This is a genomic window from Bradyrhizobium rifense (assembly GCF_008123425.1).
Lineage (GTDB): Bacteria > Pseudomonadota > Alphaproteobacteria > Rhizobiales > Xanthobacteraceae > Bradyrhizobium > Bradyrhizobium rifense.
In genome coordinates this window covers 132,640-149,144 of record NZ_VSSS01000051.1, presented here as the reverse complement: position 1 = coordinate 149,144, position 16,505 = coordinate 132,640, and the positions used below count along the sequence as shown (strand labels likewise).

General features: G+C 60.8%; 18 protein-coding genes and 1 pseudogene. 7 read left to right on the top strand and 12 right to left on the bottom strand.

Annotation, left to right across the window (positions count from 1 at the left end):
* Positions 1 to 74 precede the first annotated feature (74 nt).
* Positions 75 to 1,430, top strand: a complete 1,356-nt coding sequence (locus FXB40_RS31460) for a serine hydrolase domain-containing protein (protein ID WP_148775985.1) — start codon at positions 75 to 77, stop codon at positions 1,428 to 1,430.
* On the opposite strand, the gene FXB40_RS31455 is transcribed toward FXB40_RS31460, so the two are convergent.
* Positions 1,427 to 2,407 (bottom strand): alpha/beta hydrolase family protein, encoded by a 981-nt coding sequence (locus FXB40_RS31455; protein ID WP_148775984.1) that lies wholly within the window; start codon positions 2,405 to 2,407, stop codon positions 1,427 to 1,429. The two genes, FXB40_RS31460 and FXB40_RS31455, sit on opposite strands and share 4 nt — an antisense overlap.
* Positions 2,408 to 2,585: 178 nt before the next feature.
* On the opposite strand from FXB40_RS31455, the gene FXB40_RS31450 reads away from it, so the two are divergent.
* The 3 genes from FXB40_RS31450 (at position 2,586) to FXB40_RS31440 (ending at position 5,923) form a co-directional block, all read left to right on the top strand.
* The gene (locus FXB40_RS31450) at positions 2,586 to 3,626 is read left to right on the top strand and encodes a serine hydrolase domain-containing protein (protein ID WP_187437275.1); all 1,041 of its coding nucleotides are present in this window, start codon (positions 2,586 to 2,588) and stop codon (positions 3,624 to 3,626) included.
* A 149-nt stretch (positions 3,627 to 3,775) separates the two neighbouring features.
* Positions 3,776 to 4,816: an alpha/beta fold hydrolase gene (locus tag FXB40_RS31445; RefSeq protein WP_347339787.1), complete on the top strand. Its 1,041-nt coding sequence runs from the start codon at positions 3,776 to 3,778 to the stop codon at positions 4,814 to 4,816.
* Between the two features lie 144 nt (positions 4,817 to 4,960).
* Positions 4,961 to 5,923 carry a tetratricopeptide repeat-containing protein gene (locus FXB40_RS31440; RefSeq protein WP_148775982.1) on the top strand — a complete coding sequence of 321 codons (963 nt, stop codon included), beginning with the start codon at positions 4,961 to 4,963 and terminating at the stop codon, positions 5,921 to 5,923.
* Between the two features lie 84 nt (positions 5,924 to 6,007).
* On the opposite strand, the gene FXB40_RS48245 is transcribed toward FXB40_RS31440, so the two are convergent.
* Entirely contained in the window at positions 6,008 to 6,232 is a 225-nt protein-coding gene (locus FXB40_RS48245) for a hypothetical protein (protein WP_187437274.1), read from the bottom strand.
* A 246-nt stretch (positions 6,233 to 6,478) separates the two neighbouring features.
* On the opposite strand from FXB40_RS48245, the gene FXB40_RS31435 reads away from it, so the two are divergent.
* Positions 6,479 to 6,895 (top strand): SRPBCC family protein, encoded by a 417-nt coding sequence (locus tag FXB40_RS31435; protein ID WP_148775981.1) that lies wholly within the window; start codon positions 6,479 to 6,481, stop codon positions 6,893 to 6,895.
* Positions 6,896 to 7,037: 142 nt separating this feature from the next.
* Here FXB40_RS31435 and FXB40_RS31430 read toward each other — a convergent pair whose 3' ends face one another.
* From FXB40_RS31430 to FXB40_RS31415, 4 genes are all read right to left on the bottom strand, one after another.
* On the bottom strand, positions 7,038 to 7,898 hold the full coding sequence (locus tag FXB40_RS31430) for a L,D-transpeptidase (protein ID WP_148775980.1): 861 nt from the start codon (positions 7,896 to 7,898) through the stop codon (positions 7,038 to 7,040).
* A 288-nt stretch (positions 7,899 to 8,186) separates the two neighbouring features.
* The gene (locus tag FXB40_RS31425) at positions 8,187 to 8,462 is read right to left on the bottom strand and encodes a hypothetical protein (RefSeq protein WP_148775979.1); all 276 of its coding nucleotides are present in this window, start codon (positions 8,460 to 8,462) and stop codon (positions 8,187 to 8,189) included.
* A gap of 169 nt (positions 8,463 to 8,631) precedes the next feature.
* Positions 8,632 to 9,297 carry a CPBP family intramembrane glutamic endopeptidase gene (locus FXB40_RS31420; protein ID WP_148775978.1) on the bottom strand — a complete coding sequence of 222 codons (666 nt, stop codon included), beginning with the start codon at positions 9,295 to 9,297 and terminating at the stop codon, positions 8,632 to 8,634.
* A gap of 562 nt (positions 9,298 to 9,859) precedes the next feature.
* Positions 9,860 to 10,105 (bottom strand): hypothetical protein, encoded by a 246-nt coding sequence (locus tag FXB40_RS31415; protein ID WP_148775977.1) that lies wholly within the window; start codon positions 10,103 to 10,105, stop codon positions 9,860 to 9,862.
* Between the two features lie 218 nt (positions 10,106 to 10,323).
* Here FXB40_RS31415 and FXB40_RS31410 point away from each other — a divergent pair, with 218 nt between their 5' ends.
* The gene (locus FXB40_RS31410) at positions 10,324 to 11,013 is read left to right on the top strand and encodes an aspartate/glutamate racemase family protein (protein WP_148775976.1); all 690 of its coding nucleotides are present in this window, start codon (positions 10,324 to 10,326) and stop codon (positions 11,011 to 11,013) included.
* Between the two features lie 725 nt (positions 11,014 to 11,738).
* Entirely contained in the window at positions 11,739 to 12,179 is a 441-nt protein-coding gene (locus FXB40_RS48240) for a hypothetical protein (protein WP_187437273.1), read from the top strand.
* Positions 12,180 to 12,274: 95 nt separating this feature from the next.
* Here FXB40_RS48240 and FXB40_RS31400 read toward each other — a convergent pair whose 3' ends face one another.
* The 6 genes and pseudogenes from FXB40_RS31400 to lepA form a co-directional block, all read right to left on the bottom strand.
* Positions 12,275 to 12,631: a hypothetical protein gene (locus tag FXB40_RS31400; RefSeq protein WP_210352195.1), complete on the bottom strand. Its 357-nt coding sequence runs from the start codon at positions 12,629 to 12,631 to the stop codon at positions 12,275 to 12,277.
* 16 nt (positions 12,632 to 12,647) lie between these two features.
* Positions 12,648 to 13,346 (bottom strand): helix-turn-helix transcriptional regulator, encoded by a 699-nt coding sequence (locus FXB40_RS31395; protein WP_148775974.1) that lies wholly within the window; start codon positions 13,344 to 13,346, stop codon positions 12,648 to 12,650.
* Positions 13,347 to 13,425: 79 nt separating this feature from the next.
* A pseudogene (locus tag FXB40_RS31390) lies at positions 13,426 to 13,686 on the bottom strand (alcohol dehydrogenase catalytic domain-containing protein); the annotation flags it as partial.
* Positions 13,687 to 13,699: 13 nt separating this feature from the next.
* Positions 13,700 to 14,080 (bottom strand): nuclear transport factor 2 family protein, encoded by a 381-nt coding sequence (locus FXB40_RS31385; protein ID WP_148775973.1) that lies wholly within the window; start codon positions 14,078 to 14,080, stop codon positions 13,700 to 13,702.
* Positions 14,081 to 14,206: 126 nt separating this feature from the next.
* Positions 14,207 to 14,392, bottom strand: coding sequence for a hypothetical protein (locus tag FXB40_RS31380; protein WP_148775972.1), 186 nt, complete (start codon positions 14,390 to 14,392; stop codon positions 14,207 to 14,209).
* A gap of 204 nt (positions 14,393 to 14,596) precedes the next feature.
* The gene (gene lepA, locus FXB40_RS31375; RefSeq protein WP_148775971.1) at positions 14,597 to 16,408 is read right to left on the bottom strand and encodes a translation elongation factor 4; all 1,812 of its coding nucleotides are present in this window, start codon (positions 16,406 to 16,408) and stop codon (positions 14,597 to 14,599) included.
* Positions 16,409 to 16,505 lie beyond the last annotated feature (97 nt).

The window sequence follows — 16,505 nt, the reverse complement described above, 5'->3', positions numbered from 1 at the left end:
TGACCGCCATGGGCCAGGACCTTGGAGCCACCTTCCCGCTGTAGTAGAAAGCACCCCGGCACGGGTGAAAGATCATGCGTTGGGCGCTCAGGATTTTCGGCATCGTCGTCGGCATTTTAGCGCTGGCGGTCGTGGGCTTGGCCGGCTGGATTGTCATCGCCCGCCAGGATGCCTTGCAGCTCGTCTCTGCCGCGGCGGCGAAGACCGTCTGCTGGAATGTCTTCATGGCCGGGCGCGACGCGGACGCAATCGTGCAGGCCGACCTGGTGGCCGTTGAGCATCCAATCTTCCGCTGGGTGAAGATCGACGTCAACGCCGCCGATCACCGCGTCGATGCAGGCTTTTTCGGACTCATTGCCGAGCGTCACGCGCAATATGTCGAGGGGCGGGGCTGCACCAACGTCCAGAACGACCAATCCTGGAAACGTCCCGCCGCGCAGCCACTCCCGCGCGCGGCAAGTGCGGACGCGCTTTGGCCTGCCGGCGAGAAGGTGGAATTGTCCGAGAACACACGTTTGCAGTCGGCGGTGAACGATCCGGCTTTGCAAGGCCCGGGCATGCGCGCCATCCTCGTTGTCCACGACGGGCGGATTGTCGCTGAAGCCTATGGCCCGGGTTTTACAGCAGCAACGCCGTTGCAGGGTTGGTCGATGACCAAGAGCGTGACGGCGGCGCTGGTCGGCATGGCCATCAGGGACGGCAAGCTGTCGCTCGATCGAAAACATCTGTTTCCGCAATGGGCGGGAGACGGACGCTCGGAGATATCGATCGCCGATCTGATGGCCATGACCGGCGGACTGAAATGGAGCGAAGATCAGGGGCGCATCACCGATCCCGGGCGCATGGAATATCTGGTGAGGGATACGGCAGCTTTCGCGCGGGACCTTCCGCTGGACACGCCACCGGGAACGCGATTCAACTATTCCAGCGCCCAGTCCGTCCTGCTGACGCGGCTTTGGCAGGACGCGGTTGGCGAGGGAGCTCCGTCTTACCCGCGCGAGCGGCTGTTCAATCCTTTGGGCATGACCAGCGCCGTTCTCGAGGCCGACGAGGCCGGCACGTTTCGCGGCGAAGGTTTTCTCTTCGCCACCGCGCGCGATTGGGCGCGCTTCAGCGAATTCCTGCGACTGGGCGGAGAGTGGAACGGCCAGCAGCTTCTGCCGCCGGGCTTCGTCGACTATATGCGCTCACCATCCCCGGTGTCCGATGAAGGCCACGGCCCCGTCTACGGTCGCGGACAGATCTGGTTGGCCAAGGGCCAGGGCTTCGATCTCCCCGCCGACACCGTCATGATGCAAGGGCATCTCCGCCAGGTGATCGCCATCATCCCCTCGCGCAAACTGGTGATCTTGCGGATGGGATTGACGCGGGAGGACATCGGTTTCAGCAACGCCAAACTGCTGCGCGCGATCGTGGCCGCGGGCTTTTAGAGTTTCCGCTCGATCGCGAGATGATCGCGCAGGAAGCTCACAATGCTCGCGTTGAGCTCGCGATGAAACGCGGTTCTGTCGAATCCCGGCGGATCGGTGCACAGTCGCGGCAATTCAGCAGCGAATTTCGCCGAGCAGGGCGCCAAGAAGGCAAAGTGACCAGCCGGCACGACCCGAACCTCCGGCTTGCCCGGCAGGCTGCTCGCCGTCAGCACCACGTCCTTGGGATCGACACCGCCGCCTCCCGATTTCGATCGCCAGATCAGCAGGGGAATTTGAATGCCTGCCAGTCTCTCCGGAGAGAACATGAAGTTCAGGGCCGTGTCGGCGAGAACCGCAGCGCGAATGCGCGGGTCGTGCGGTGGCTCGGGCGGAATGTCGCCGCGGCGAAACTGCTCGCACCCCAGCGACGTGTTGCTCTCGGTGCAGAACGGCGCGATCTTCTGAAAGTCCGGTTTCGCGCCCGCCAAAATCAATCCCGTATAGGCGCCGGCGGAAAAGCCAAAGAAGCCGATCTTGTCGCGATCGATCACCGCGCGATCGCGCCAGTCGTTCAAGACAAAATCCAGCAGGCGGATCGTATCGGCCGGGCGTGCTGTGATGTTGTACAGGCTTTCGCTCTGCGAACGGTCGGCGCCGTTGTCGCCGCGATAGTTGATGGCGGCGACGACAAAGCCGGCATCGGCGAGAGCCTGCGCGGTGTCATCATGTCCGCCGAACCAGCCGCCCCGGCCGTGGGCGACGATGACGAGCGGCAGCTTGCTCCCCGAGACGGGACAATCCTTCACGCCTTGCAGCGTGTCGATGAAATTCAACGTCAGCCTGCCGAGCGGCACCGGCTGCGGCTCCGCCGCGCAAGGGTACCAGATGGCGCCCGCCAAAGTCGGGTCGGCGTCCAGAAGCTGAATGCCCGCTGCTTGCGCGGACGAGGCCATGCAAAAGAACCAGGCGAAGCAAAACCAATAGTGCCGGCGCATCGATGCCGCTCCAAAAATGTGGCGTTGACCTAGTGAATCAAGATGGCCGGACTGTGTTGTATTCAAGCGCCTGCCTACAATGAAGGCTCTTTCAAAACCTGCAGCGCCGCAAAACGGTCACACAGAGAACGGCATCCTTAGGTTGCTCGTCGTGGGCAATATTGGGGGAGAGCCTGACATGCGGACATGGGTCGCCGTCGTTGCAGCCGTGTGTGCGTTCGCCTCAAGTCCCATCGGAGCTCGAATTGCGTTCGGAGCCGAGCCTGCATCAGGCTGCGGCATTCCGCAGGAGATCCATGACGGATGGGCGATGAGCTCGCCGGAGAAGCAGGGGCTGAACGCGGCGCTGCTCTGCGCGATGGACGAGGGCATTAGCGGCGGCAAGCTCGCCAATGTCGACGACATCGTCGTCATCAGGCACGGCGTGCTCGTCTACGAGCGCTACTTCGACTATCCGCATCAGCTCAATTACGACGCGACCACGCGGCACAACGGTTATTCCATGACCAAGAGCGTTGTCTCGCTGCTGGTCGGCATCGCCATGGATCGCGGCTTGATCAGGGATCTGGACGCTCCGATTGTGTCGTATCTTTCCGATGACAAAGGACTTCGTGAATCCGACAAGGATCGTATCACGCTGCGCCATCTCCTGACGATGTCGGCGGGATTGGGCTTCGAGCGAGAGCCCGGTGTCTCGTTCGCATACAACAACAGGGAAACGGAGCTGATCGGCGCGATCCTGAAGAAGGTCACCGGGAAGCCCGTCGATGTGCTGGCTCAGGAGAATATCTTCGCACCGCTCGGGATCGAAGATGTGGCGTGGTACAAGGACCCGGTTAGCGGTCGTCCAACGTCGGCGTCCGGGCTGAGCCTGCGCCCTCGCGACTGGGCAAAGATCGGCCAGCTCGTTCTCAACCGCGGAGCCTGGGAAGGCAGGCAGATCGTTCCGGCGTCCTGGGTGGATCAATCGACGGCCGAGCACATCAAGACGAAAGAGTCGCAATCCTACGGCTATCAGTGGTGGGTTGGCCGATCGCTGGACGGCGATCGCGCCGTCGATTGGATCGCCGCGAAGGGCTTCAATTCCCAAAAGACCGTCATCATCCCCGCGCTCGATATGGTCGTCGTCTTCAACGCGGGGCGGGAATCCAAGAACATGGTCGCGCCCGAACTGGACCTGCTGGATCGATACATCGTGCCCGCGGCTTTGAAGGATTGATTTCGCAGGGACGACCCGTTGATGCCGGCGGTGCGCCGCGATCGCTTATGCGCGCCATGCATAATCATATTTTGACCTGACATTGGATTTTCGTCAGCCGGGCCGGCATCTTTCCGGAAGAGAGTCCAATTCCTCCCCTGGAACGCGACATGTCCGGCAATGAGCAAGCAGAATTTCTGTCCGACGCGTCCGATGCGAGGTTGACGCGCCGCCGCCTGATGTCGCTCGCGGCGACGACCACAGGCGCGATTGGTTCGACGCTGCTGGATTTGCCCGCTCTTGCCGAGGAGAAGACCACCGTGAGCACCGATCAGATCGAAACGCTGTTGCCGGGCTTTCGTCGCAGCCGCATCAGGACCAGTGGTGCAGAGATCAATACCTTCGTGAAGGGCGAGGGCGCGCCGCTCCTGCTGCTCCATGGCCATCCGCAAACGGTGGTTTGCTGGCACAAGGTTGCGCCAAAACTTGCCGAGCGGTTCACGGTCGTCCTCACGGATCTCCGCGGTTACGGCGATTCCAGCAAGCCCGACGGCGGCAAGGACAGCGTCAACTATTCCAAGCGCGAGATGGCGCGCGATCAGGTCGAGGTGATGCATTCGCTCGGTTTCGATCATTTTTATGCAACTGGTCACGACCGCGGCGGCCGCGTCCTGCACCGGTTGCTGCTGGATCATCCCGCTGCTGTGACAAGGGCAGCGCTGCTCGATATCGCTCCGACGGCGACGATGTACGCGAAGGTGACCAAGGATTTCGCCATGCGCTACATGTGGTGGTTCTTCCTGAGCCAGCCGGCGCCGCTCCCGGAAACCCTGATCGGCAACAACCTCGATTTCTATCTTCAGGCGCACATCAACAAGCAGAACAAGACGCCGGGCGCGATCGATCCGGTCGCGTTCGAGGAATACCGCCGCTGCTATACGCGCGAGACGCTGCACGCTGTCTGCGAAGATTACCGGGCGTCTGCGGGCATCGACCTGATGCACGATGCGGCCGACCCGGCGAAGCGGATCGGTTGCCCCTTGCTCGTGCTGTGGGGCGAAAAAGGCGTTGTCGGATCGACCTACGACGTGCGTGAGACCTGGCGCGAAAAGGCCACCGATGTGCGCGGTGAAAGCCTCCCTTGCGGACATTACCTGCCCGAAGAGGCACCGGCGCTCGTGGTCGACAAGCTCAGCGACTTCTTTACCTGATCGCGGACCGCAAAGGGTCCGGAAGGCGGGCCGGGAACGACCGCCCGGCATGGTTAGCGCGCCCTTGGCCCCGCCCACATTGAACCTGTCCGGCCTCCAGGCGCACCAAACCGCGTACGTCCCACCGCGGCGAAGGAATGCGCGATGAAGGCCCTGAGAGCATCGATCCGTGTTGCGGTCACCGCGCTCGCGCTGAGCCTGTCGCTCGGCGCGCCGTCCCATGCGGCCGAGGATGAGGCGGGCACGCTCATCCTGCAGATGAAAGAGTTTTATCGGGCCGGCAAGTACACCGAGGCGTTGCCATTGGCCCAGAAGGCCCTCGCCCTTCGCGAGAAGGAGTTCGGCCCCGATGACGACAATGTCGCGATGCCGCTGAATGATCTGGGCACGATCCACTACAATCTCGGCCAATACGCTGTTGCCGAGCCCCTCTACAAGCGCTCGCTGGCCATCCGGGAGAAGACGCTCGGTCCGGATCATCCTGAGGTCGCGATGGTGCTGAACAATCTGGGCGACCTCTACCGCGCGGAAGGGCGTTACGCGGACGCAGAGCCGCTTCTCAAGCGGTCCATCGCCATTGACGAGAAAACGGTCGGCCCCGACGATCCGTCGATCGTGCTGCCGTTGAGCAACCTCGCCGCCGTCTACAGCGGTCAGGGTCGCTACGACCAGGCCGTGCCGCTGTTCAAACGCGGGCTCGCCGTGCTCGAGAAGGCCAACGGCCCCGACGATCCCGAAGCCACGGTGCTGATGAGCAACCTTGCCGACGCCTACATCAACCGCCACCGCTATGCCGATGCCGAGCGGCTGCTCAAGCGGGCGATGGCGGTCACCGAGAAGGCGTACGGCCCCGATCATCCAGACGTCGCGCAGGCGCTGAACAATCTGGCCGCACTCTACGCGCGTCAGGGACGCAACGCGGAAGCCGAACGGCTGTTCAAGCAGTCGGTGGCCACCATGGAGAAGACGCTCGGTCCGAACCATCCGGATATCGCGGATGTCCTGGAGAACCTGGCCGGTCTCTACAAGGATCAGGGGCGCTACGCCGATGCCCAGCAAGTCCTCAAGCGGTCGATGGCCATCCGCGGCAAGACAGGCGCGATCTGAACGATTGGGCTTCAGTTGCGAGGAGGACAGGTCTTCAGGTGCGGCGCGATTGCCCGCGGCTCCGCATGCCGTGCACCGGCCGCCTCACGACAGATCCTGCATCGCCTTGACGATGCGCATGATGCCGGCGTCGATGCTTGCGACTTGCTTGTGCAGGCTCTCGATCGACGATTGCGTCTCCAATATCCCAACCACCGCCCCGCAGTCGGCGCATTGTAAAACGGACACGGCGTGCTGTTCGCCCAACGGCATGATCCGACCGCGCTCGAAAGCGTGCCCTTCGCACTTGAGGCATGTTGCCGCGGCCATCTGAAACCCCTGGAAAAACCCCTTGCTGACGCTAAAGCCTGTGCGCGCCCTTTGGGCCGAATGATACGAACATCCAGGCCTCCTCTCCAACATTTTTTTTCGCATTGACGGCCCGGCGATGTCGGCGTGGACCTGTCTCGTTCGTCCTTTAGGCTAGACACGTCCCGGACGTGCTGGACATGGACCCCGCACACGTGACGTGATGTCGTCATCTCGAGCCGTCAAAATCGAACCGGAGCAATGCCCATGAGGATCACCGTCGAAACCAGCGTCGCCGCCCCCATCGATCAGGTCTGGCGTGCCTATACGACGCCTGCCGACATCGTGAAGTGGAACGCCGCGTCTGACGACTGGCATACGACCAAGGCGACGGTCGACCTGCGCGAAGGCGGCACGTTCTCGTCGCGCATGGAAGCCAAGGACGGCAGCATGGGTTTTGACTTCGCCGGCACCTACACGACGATCGTCGAGCAGAAGCTGATCGAATATGCGTTCGGCGATCGCAGGGCCGAGGTCGAGTTCGTGCCCGGACCGAAGGGCGTCGTCGTCCGCGTCGTGTTCGATGGCGAGCAGACGCACTCTGTCGAGCAGCAGCAAAGTGGCTGGCAGGCGATCCTCGACAGCTTTGCGCGATACGTCGAGGCGAAGCAGAAGACGTCGTAAGGGCGTGTAGCCAAGGGATGGAGGCGGAGCCAAATGCAACGGCTCCTCCTCCGCCCAGAGGAGGATGGCTGCGCAGTCGCGACAGGTATCAGCGCGCGCTCTTGCGCCCAGCTGAATTGAAGACCGAGGACGGAGAATTGACTTACTGGACCTCGGCGACCTTCGGTCCGGATGACAGCATCTGCGCGTTGGTTGCCGAGGGCCGGTTCGACGGCGATGCCGGGTCCGGCGATCGGAAAGCGGCGTCGGGCGGCGCCCCCGGGGATGGACGACGGGCAGCGGTTGGCGGAAGCACGATCACTTTCGCTCCGACTTTCACCCGCTCGTAAAGATCCACGACGTCGTCGTTGGTCAGGCGGATACAGCCGGACGAAACCCGCTTCCCGATCGTATCGGGCTTGTTGGTGCCGTGAATTCTAAATTCGGTCTCGCCCAGATACATCGCCCGGGCGCCGAGCGGGTTGGTGGGACCGCCTGCCATGAACCGCGGCAGGTAAGGCTGGCGCACGAGCATCTCTGCAGGCGGACGCCAATCCGGCCATTCGGTCTTGCGGGCCACAGTCTGTTCACCGGACCATGTGAAACCTTCGCGGCCGACACCGATGCCGTAGCGCATCGCCTGCGCGTCGTTCAGAACGAAATACAGGAACGTGTTCCTTGTATCGATGATCACGGTGCCCGGCGCCTGGTGGCTGGCGTAGTCAACCACCTGCCGAACAAGCGCTCCGGGACCGTCAGCGGCCTTTGGTGGTTCGACCAGAGGCGCCGGGGCCGGAATTGGAACCGGAGCTGGCGCTGATGCATGAACTGGAGTTGCCACGTAAACCGGGGTTGATGATGCCAGGGCCTCGTGTGCGGGCGGCTTCCGCATCGATGGCATGCTCGCCGGGCGAGACAGCAGGCTGTATCCCAATGCGGCGACGGCTACGACGCCAATTGCAACTCTCGCAGCCATTGGTACTGCGAGCGCTTCTGCCTTTCCGCGTTTGGCCCGCTTACTCATGTCTTCCCCCAGATCACCATGCCTGGAAGAGGTACCCAGCAAGTTTTAACAAACTTCGAAGCGATCTCGCTCAGGCCGGATCCGTTGAACGTAGTTAACGCCAACTCTTGTTCGGCAGCATGAAAGTGGGCGGAACGGATACGTTCCGCCTTTTCGCTAAGGCGGCTTTGGGTCAAAATGCGAAGAACTCAGCTTGAGCAAATCTCGTCCGCCATGGCCTGGGTGAGCGGACCTGGTGGAGCGATGCTGCCTGGGCCAGAAGCGGACATTGGCCGTCCGTCGGGTTTGCTAGACGGGGTAGCGCCACCTCAGCGCGCGACCGACGACGATCAGCGCCAGAACATTCGCTGCGAGGCCAAACCAAAGGATCGTCGGGACTGACAACGCGATGCATGTGTGGATCAGGTAAATGACCTGCCCGATCAGACCAGCGAGCAATGCAACTCTGGTCCAGCCCAATAGCGTTCGCGGTATCCAATCATCGGACTCGCCGATTAGGTACGCCGCAATCCATGCTGACAGTAATTCCATGCTCTGCCGTACCACCCGGTCGTTCGCAGGCATCTAAGAACTCGCATCAATATTGATCAAGCCTGCTCGGGTCAAAATGCGAAATACTCAACCTGCGCAAATCTAGTCCGCCATGCCTCACTCAGCGGACCTCAACGAAGTGCGCCGCTACTTCGCCGATGGGCCAGGAGCAGTCGTAAGACTTCCGAACCTGCAAGGCGCGTTAGGCGAAATCGATCAAATCTAGCAGGTAATGCGCGAGTGCCACCGGCCATAGCACACCCGACCGCCGCAGCATTAACATGAGGAAAAGGCCAACAGTGGCCGCAGAAAGGACATTACCAAGGCCGGCCCACCAATGAATTGCGCCGAACAAAACTGACGTAGTGAGAACGGCAAGGATGCCGTCACCCAGATAAGGCCGGAATGCTAGCCGGATGTATCGGCGAAATATGACTTCTTCGCTGATAGCTACCAAGGCTAAGCCAAAAAAAAGATCGAACGCTTTTAGCCATCCGGTCGGGTGCGGATATGCGCCGAGAACGGTTGTAGGGAATGCCGCATTGAGGAGAGATTGCGGCAACTGGACAAAGCGATCTAGCAAGCAAATTCCGACGATCCAAAGGACAATCTCAAAAAGTGAAATTTGACGTTCACCTGTTCGAAATGCAGCGATCCGAGCGGAAGGCACTGCCGCCAAAATGGTGAGAGCAGTGATCCGACCCGCATAGTCCCAGAGAAGCCAACTTAGCGCTTGATGTTGATGCAGCCGCATGACTTGTGACGCAACTAGCGCCATAAGGGCTAGAATGAACCACCATATTAACGGTTGCGTATGGGAGCGATTATTCGCGCGTTCTTTAGAATTGCCGGAGGAGCGTTCTTCCATGCTCGCCTGTAGATTACCTGCGGCTTGAACCTAAAACAGTTGGAACGAAGCGTCCATGCCGGTATCGTTGGTTGTCCGCCTCTGATGACCGCTCAGAGTCAACAGGCGACTTCTAAACTTCCGGCGGGGACGGCCGACGTAAGTGGAAGAGCGGCCATATCGCGAACGACAGAACAATCCACCAAAAACCAAGGAGGCAGAGCCCGAACCAAAGATGATGTGCGCCTTGGCTAACTGACCCTAGAAAGCATCTTACGCCCATCGGTGGGCAGAGCACGTCTGACAGTCGAACCAGCCAGGTTGCTGGCGTCCAAACGGCTACGAACAAAGGCGGTATCACCTCACGACAGAAAACACTTGCTGCAATCACACCGAGGGCGCTGAGCAGACCAACCAGCAAGTGTAAGATCGGGCCCATAGGGTGTCCGCAAACTTCGGTGTCAGTTTGCAGGTGATAGCAAGCATGAGACTGCGTCCGCTACGGGGCGATTTAGGGCAACGCCGACGCCCGCCTCGAGTCAAAAACGGACGTAGATTGTCGAGCCTTGTCAAAGCGGTTCAATCAACACCCCCTGCAGATACCAGCGATCTTGCGGTCGACACTGGCGTCTTCCTGATCGAGGAAATCCAGCGGTCCCATGGTCGTTGCGGGAACGTTGGCCGCGTGAGGCTGGCGGTGGCCGACCGGCGCGGTCCAAGGTTTGGTGGTCGTTTCCTTTCCGGCCACCGACGGATGGAAGGATTGCGCCGACACGGCGCCGATCGTCGAGACGAGTGCGAGCGCAACCAGCAGCTTCGAGGTGATCATGAATGCCTCCGAATGGCCTCCACGCGAGATGCGCGGTTCTGACATTCAGATTGGCATCGAGGACCCGTTATTCCCCCCATAGCGGAGGCGTGATACCGCGGTCGCGAAGCCGTCCGGCTAAATCCGGCCGACATCCAACCATTCGTCCCGCATCGTGATGGCGAGCTGCGATCTCTTCGTCTACGATCCAGGTGAACCGGATTTCAAAGGGCACGAGCATGCAAACCATCGGCCTGATCGGCGGCATGAGCTGGGAGAGCACCGCGCTCTATTACAAGCTGATCAACGAGCGCGTCCGTGATCGCATGGGCGAGCTGCATTCGGCGCCGCTGTTGATGTATTCCTACGACTTCCAGAAGATCAAGGAGATGCAATACGCCGGCCGCTGGGCCGAGGCGGCGGCGAGCCTCGCCGAGGTGGCCGAGCGGCTCGAAAATGCCGGAGCGCGTGCGATCGTGCTGTGCACGAACACGATGCACAAGCTCGCGCCCGATATCATGTCGAAGCTGACCATTCCCTTCATTCACATCGGCGACGCAACCGCGCAACGCATCCGGGCCAAGGGATATCGGCGGGTCGGTCTGCTCGGCACCAAATTCACGATGGAGGAGGACTTCTACATCGATCGCCTGCGCGCGCATGATCTCGATGTCCTCGTTCCTCCCCCTGAGGCGCGCGCCGACGTGAACCGCATCATCTACGACGAGTTGTGCCTTGGCGTCGTCGCCGAGCCCTCGCGCCGCCGCTATCAGGACGTGATGGCCGCACTCGTCGCCCGCGGCGCGGAGTGCATCATCCTCGGCTGCACCGAGATCACGATGCTGGTGGGCGCTGCCGATACATCGGTCGAGACGTTCGACACCACGGCCATCCATGCGGAGACAGCGGCGGATTTCGCGATTGAGTGAGGGCAATGTCGGCGGAGGTTAAGCGCGCGCCTCTGAAGCCGAGAGTTCGGCCAGGTCTGCTTCCGGGCCAGAAGCGGATACCGACCTGGGTGCGCCACCCGTAAATTTCCCAAGTGCTGGCCCCTAGCCGCAGTCTTTAAGTGGTGCAGGTCGCGGGGCCGCACCATGAAGACACCGAAGCCAAAGGAATGGACCGAGCAGGAGATTCGACGGTTGGTCGCGCTGGCCCGGCGGGGCGTTGGAGCATTGAAGATCGCGGGCGAATTGGGCCGCCACGCCGGATCAGTCAGGCGAATGGCGCGAGCGAAAGGAATATTGTTGAAGAAGTAGCAGGCCGTGGCGGGGCGCTGCCTACTCAACGAGGCGCACGGACGGTGTCCTACAGTCCGAAGCCTCTGCCGATGTCCCGCATGAGCCGGAGCGCGGCCTCAGTATTGCGACCGTAGAAGAGCGCGTGATCAAGCTGGGAAAGGAACCCCATTCCGAATAGCGCTATGGCGAAGCCTCTAATCATGGTTGTGGACCGGGTTGAACGATGCTGTGAAAGTTCAAAACGGCCCCAGCCGCAGGATGGGGTAACAGCCGGGGCCGGCATTCCCATTCCAATGTGCCGCAATCGGCGGTGGGCGGCACTCATCAAGTTAGGCACACAGAAGCTAACAAACTATTTTGTTTCGCAGTCACTCCGCGGGTGCCGCGGCCGGCTGTGTAATACTGCGCCCTCCGTGAAGCGGTGGGCAAACCGAGCAATTGTCGAAGTGATCGAGCGCTGCATCATTGGCCAAATGCTCCCAATACTCAGCTTCGGCGAGCAGTTTCCAACTTCGATCAGGATGACGCGCGGCTGTCTGACGGCACAACACTGCCATCGCGCGCAGGCGACCCGCAGTATCCATGTACTCCTCCCTTCATTCTTGTTGATTGCAGCCTATTTTCCTTTTTTGCGTCGGAGTCATTACGATTATGGGGCTGAACTAATTTTCATCTCCGAAGAGCGATTCGATTTCGTTGCAGCTTCAAATCGCGTTTCGAGCACAACTGGCGCAATCAGCGAGGCTGCCGTCCGACGCGCTTCCTCGTACATCTACGGGCGTTGCGCATCCATCGTCCTTGGCATCTCCCTAGGATTGTTTATGACGATCAAATTTTCAGACGAGGGTTTATGAGTGTTCAAGCCATGATGGCGACGATCCTCCAGAACCTGGAATGGCGCGGCGTGCATTCGCTGCCTTCATCAGATCATGAAGCGATCATCGAGCCGTCAGACGTTCGCCATCGGAAGCAATTCCAGCGTGGCGGATGATTTTTCCAGCAGCGAGGCTTGCGCCGTTCGCCGTGGGTCATTCCGATAATTCAGGAAGTCCGCTTCCGATGCGAAGCTGACGATGTGCATTTCGATCGTGCCATCGGAGTTCCGAAGCCGTCGCTCCAGGCTTCCGTTGAACTCCGGCAAGAGCGGCAGCACCGCATCCTCATAGGCCCTGAAGTCCGCGACGCCCTCTGCTGGGATTCGGGCGATGAGCGCAAACGTAACGGGAATGGTTTGATGGGACATCACTGAAATCGTTGACATTGAGATGCCGGACTGAACTCCGTATCCGGTCGCTGAAAACACCATCGAACACGGTTGCCGGTCAATCCACAGTTTTGCGGGGATCCGCGTCGACCTGGGCTCGCCATTGCTTGACGAGGTCGCGTCGGCGACCGGGATAGCGTTCTGTCTTGAGCTTGATCCTTTCGATCCGATCCGCCCGGAATGAGCGAAAGTCTTTCCGCATTTCACACCAGCCGGCAAGGATGCGCCGGGAATCGAAAAAGGCGACGCCAATCGGCCAGATCGTCCGGGTGGTTTTGGCGCCTTTCGGATCGCGATACACGATGGAAAGCTTGTGTTGGTCGCGCATGGCCTGGCGTACGATGCGAAGATCGACGGCCTCAGGCTGCTTCGGCCTGCGACCTACGTGAAAGGCATTGTCGTCGATTTTGTGTTGCAGCTCCGACGGGAGGACGGCACCGATTTTTGCGAGCGCGTTACGCGCGGCCAGCGCGAACTCATCATCGGTCTGGCGGGACACCCATTGGGCGCCGAGCGCCAAGGCCTGGATTTCTTGCTCGGAGAACATCAGTGGGGGAAGGAGAAAGCCGGGCTGCAGGACATAACCAAAGCCCGGCTCGCCCTCGATTTGCGCGCCCAAAGCCTGCAGGTCGGCGATGTCGCGATAAATCGTCCGCAACGACACGCCCGCCTCGGCCGCAAGATTGCGGCCCGACACCGGATGACGGTGCCGCCGCAAGACTTGCATGAGGTCGAACAGGCGCTGGTTCTTGGACATGCAGTATGTCTAACACATATCCTGCCAAAAACTGGCAGTGATCTGCCGGCGCGTTTGGCAGCACAGCTCCGAGCAGCCGCACGGGGTCTCCGACCTTGAAGCGCGTTACGCCCGCACCGACAGCGCTCACGATGCCGGAGAAGTCGCTACCCATGGCGCGTGGAAAGTTTTTGCCCGTTATCATTTTCAGATAGCCGTTGCGCACCTTCCAATCGATTGGGTTTATCGCGGCGAACTTGACCTTGATAGCGACCTCGCTGGTCCCCGGCGCCTTCAGCTCGAAGGTTTCGAGCTTCATCGTTTCGGGGCCGCCATAGCAGGAATATTGAATCCGTTTCATGGTCGATCGTGCCCTAGTGCGGTCGGGCCGTCGCCATATAGGCAGAGAACGGAGCAGCGTCGTAGATCACGGCGGTCGATGCAATCTTGCCGTTCTTCACCTTGAGCAGTTCTGCGACGATTGCGTTGGCAACCGGATGGGTGTCCGCGCTGTAAACGACAACAGCCTGCTGATCGTCGCCGTAGGTGGCGAGAATCGTCACTGCCTTGATCATGCGGGCGAACCCGCCGTGGAACCCGCGAAACTTCTCGGCCCCGATGATCCGCCCGATCGGCGACGTGCAAACAACGTCGTCCGCCGAGACGGAGATGATCGTATCGACATCTTTGCGAGCGATGGCCTCGACATAGGTCTTCGCGATTTGCAACGCTTTGCCGCTGCTTTGGCTATTCATGGTTGTCCTTTCAGGGATTGGTGAACTGAAAGGAAACCTAGCGTGGGGTGGTGACAGATTCTGGCAGTAGGAAATGGCGATGCCGGGGCTTAAGCGCCTACGGTGACAGTGCACTGAACACGCAATTTAAGTGCACTGTCTCCGCAATTCTAGTGAAGAAATTTTGGAAAAATCCTGTACCACCTCGACGTAATCCAGGTGACGGCGCATGACGTCTTCGACGAGTTCGTTCACGCTCACATTGTCCAGTCGCGCGACTCGCGAAGCCTTGTCGTAAAGCTCATCGTCCAGATGTACGGTGATATCGGCCATGACGGATTTCCGGTGCGGGCGCCCTCTTGGTCACACACGCCGCGATGATCGCATCTTGCGCCTGTTTTGCCCGACGAGTCAAACGATATTCGTAAAAATCGAAAAAAGCGCAATGCCGACAGGGCGCCGGCTACTGTGCATGGGGTTGTTTTCGAGATTTGTGGTGTCCAGCGCCGAAAATCCCAAGCCGGACCCCGACCAGCCTCAGCTGTCCACCTTCAGCGCGGCAATGAAGGCTTCCTGCGGGATGTCGACCTTGCCGAACTGCCGCATCTTCTTCTTGCCTTCCTTCTGCTTCTCCAGAAGTTTGCGCTTACGCGTGATGTCGCCGCCGTAGCACTTTGCGGTGACGTCCTTGCGCAGCGCGCGCACGGTCTCGCGCGCGATCACCTTGCCGCCGATCGCCGCCTGGATCGGGATCTGGAACATGTGCGGCGGGATCAGGTCCTTCATCTTCTCGACCATGGCGCGGCCGCGGCCCTCGGCGCGGGTCCGATGCACCAGCATCGAGAGCGCATCGACCGGCTCGTTGTTGACCAGGATCTGCATCTTGACGAGATCGGCCGGCTTGTAGTCGGTCAGATGATAGTCGAACGAGGCGTAGCCCTTGGAGACCGACTTCAGGCGGTCGTAGAAGTCGAACACAACTTCGTTGAGCGGCAGATCGTATTTCACCATCGCGCGGGAGCCGACATAGGTCAGCTCCTTCTGCGAGCCGCGCCGGTCCTGGCACAGCTTCAGCACGCTGCCGAGATAGTCGTCGGGGGTGAGGATCGTTGCTTCGATCCAGGGCTCCTGGATCTCCGCGATCTTCACCACGTCGGGCATGTCGATCGGATTGTGGATCTCGATCTCGGAGCCGTCGTTCAGCTTCATCTTGTAGATGACGCTCGGCGCGGTCGCGATCAGATTGAGATCGAACTCGCGCGACAGCCGCTCCTGGATGATCTCGAGGTGCAACAGGCCGAGGAAGCCGCAGCGGAAGCCGAAGCCGAGCGCGGCCGAGGTTTCCATCTCGAAGGAGAAGCTGGCGTCGTTCAGCCGCAGCTTGCCCATCGCGGCGCGCAGCGTCTCGAAGTCGTCGGCGTCGACCGGGAACAGGCCGCAGAACACCACGGGGATCGCCGGCTTGAAGCCCGGCAGCATCTCGGTGACCGGCTTCCTGTCGTCGGTGATGGTGTCGCCGACGCGGGTGTCGGCGACTTCCTTGATCGCGGCGGTGATGAAGCCGATCTCGCCGGGGCCGAGCTCGTCGACCTGTGTCATCTTCGGCGTGAAGAAGCCGACGCGCTCGACGTCGTAGGCCGCACCCGTGCCCATCATGCGGACGCGGCTGCCCTTCTTCATGACGCCGTCGACGACGCGGATCAGAACGACGACGCCGAGATAGACGTCGTACCAGCTATCGACCAGCAGCGCCTTCAAGGTCGCGTCGCGATCGCCCTTCGGCGGCGGCAGGCGGGTGACGATGGCTTCCAGCACGTCGGGCACGCCGAGCCCGGTCTTGGCCGAGATCATCACGGCATCGGAAGCATCGATGCCGATGACGTCCTCGATCTGCTGCTTGACCTTCTCCGGCTCTGCGGCCGGAAGGTCGACCTTGTTCAGGACCGGCACGATCTCGTGATTGTTGTCCAGCGCCTGGTAGACGTTGGCGAGCGTCTGCGCTTCGACGCCCTGGCTGGCGTCGACCACCAGCAGGGAACCCTCGCAGGCCGCCAGCGACCGCGAGACTTCGTAGGCGAAGTCGACATGGCCTGGCGTGTCCATCAGGTTGAAGATGTAATCCTTGCCGTCCTTGGCGTGGTAGGCGAGGCGGACCGTCTGCGCCTTGATGGTGATGCCGCGCTCGCGCTCGATATCCATGGAATCGAGCACCTGCTCCTTGCCCGCCATTTCTCGGTCGGTGAGGCCGCCGGTCATCTGGATCAGGCGGTCGGCCAGCGTCGATTTGCCATGGTCGATATGGGCGACGATGGAGAAATTGCGGATGTTGGAAATGGGGACGGTCGTCATGGGCGCGGGATACCACTCACATCCCCGTGCGGCAACCATATTGCTGTATTTTCAGGGCCTTTCTTCACGCCAAGCTGATTCCACGGGAGCCCAAAAC

Bases quoted from the DNA above. Each gene is read 5' to 3' on its own strand.
- FXB40_RS31440 (WP_148775982.1), top strand. From the start codon at position 4,961: ATGAAGGCCCTGAGAGCATCGATCCGTGTTGCGGTCACCGCGCTCGCG.
- lepA (WP_148775971.1), bottom strand. From the start codon at position 16,408: ATGACGACCGTCCCCATTTCCAACATCCGCAATTTCTCCATCGTCGCC.
- FXB40_RS31455 (WP_148775984.1), bottom strand. From the start codon at position 2,407: ATGCGCCGGCACTATTGGTTTTGCTTCGCCTGGTTCTTTTGCATGGCC.
- FXB40_RS31395 (WP_148775974.1), bottom strand. From the start codon at position 13,346: ATGTCCAAGAACCAGCGCCTGTTCGACCTCATGCAAGTCTTGCGGCGG.
- FXB40_RS31400 (WP_210352195.1), bottom strand. From the start codon at position 12,631: ATGGTGTTTTCAGCGACCGGATACGGAGTTCAGTCCGGCATCTCAATG.
- FXB40_RS31460 (WP_148775985.1), top strand. From the start codon at position 75: ATGCGTTGGGCGCTCAGGATTTTCGGCATCGTCGTCGGCATTTTAGCG.
- FXB40_RS31385 (WP_148775973.1), bottom strand. From the start codon at position 14,080: ATGAATAGCCAAAGCAGCGGCAAAGCGTTGCAAATCGCGAAGACCTAT.
- FXB40_RS31410 (WP_148775976.1), top strand. From the start codon at position 10,324: ATGCAAACCATCGGCCTGATCGGCGGCATGAGCTGGGAGAGCACCGCG.
- FXB40_RS31380 (WP_148775972.1), bottom strand. From the start codon at position 14,392: ATGGCCGATATCACCGTACATCTGGACGATGAGCTTTACGACAAGGCT.
- FXB40_RS31425 (WP_148775979.1), bottom strand. From the start codon at position 8,462: ATGCCTGCGAACGACCGGGTGGTACGGCAGAGCATGGAATTACTGTCA.
- FXB40_RS31445 (WP_347339787.1), top strand. From the start codon at position 3,776: ATGTCCGGCAATGAGCAAGCAGAATTTCTGTCCGACGCGTCCGATGCG.
- FXB40_RS31430 (WP_148775980.1), bottom strand. From the start codon at position 7,898: ATGAGTAAGCGGGCCAAACGCGGAAAGGCAGAAGCGCTCGCAGTACCA.
- FXB40_RS31450 (WP_187437275.1), top strand. From the start codon at position 2,586: ATGCGGACATGGGTCGCCGTCGTTGCAGCCGTGTGTGCGTTCGCCTCA.
- FXB40_RS31415 (WP_148775977.1), bottom strand. From the start codon at position 10,105: ATGATCACCTCGAAGCTGCTGGTTGCGCTCGCACTCGTCTCGACGATC.
- FXB40_RS31435 (WP_148775981.1), top strand. From the start codon at position 6,479: ATGAGGATCACCGTCGAAACCAGCGTCGCCGCCCCCATCGATCAGGTC.
- FXB40_RS48245 (WP_187437274.1), bottom strand. From the start codon at position 6,232: ATGGCCGCGGCAACATGCCTCAAGTGCGAAGGGCACGCTTTCGAGCGC.
- FXB40_RS31420 (WP_148775978.1), bottom strand. From the start codon at position 9,297: ATGGAAGAACGCTCCTCCGGCAATTCTAAAGAACGCGCGAATAATCGC.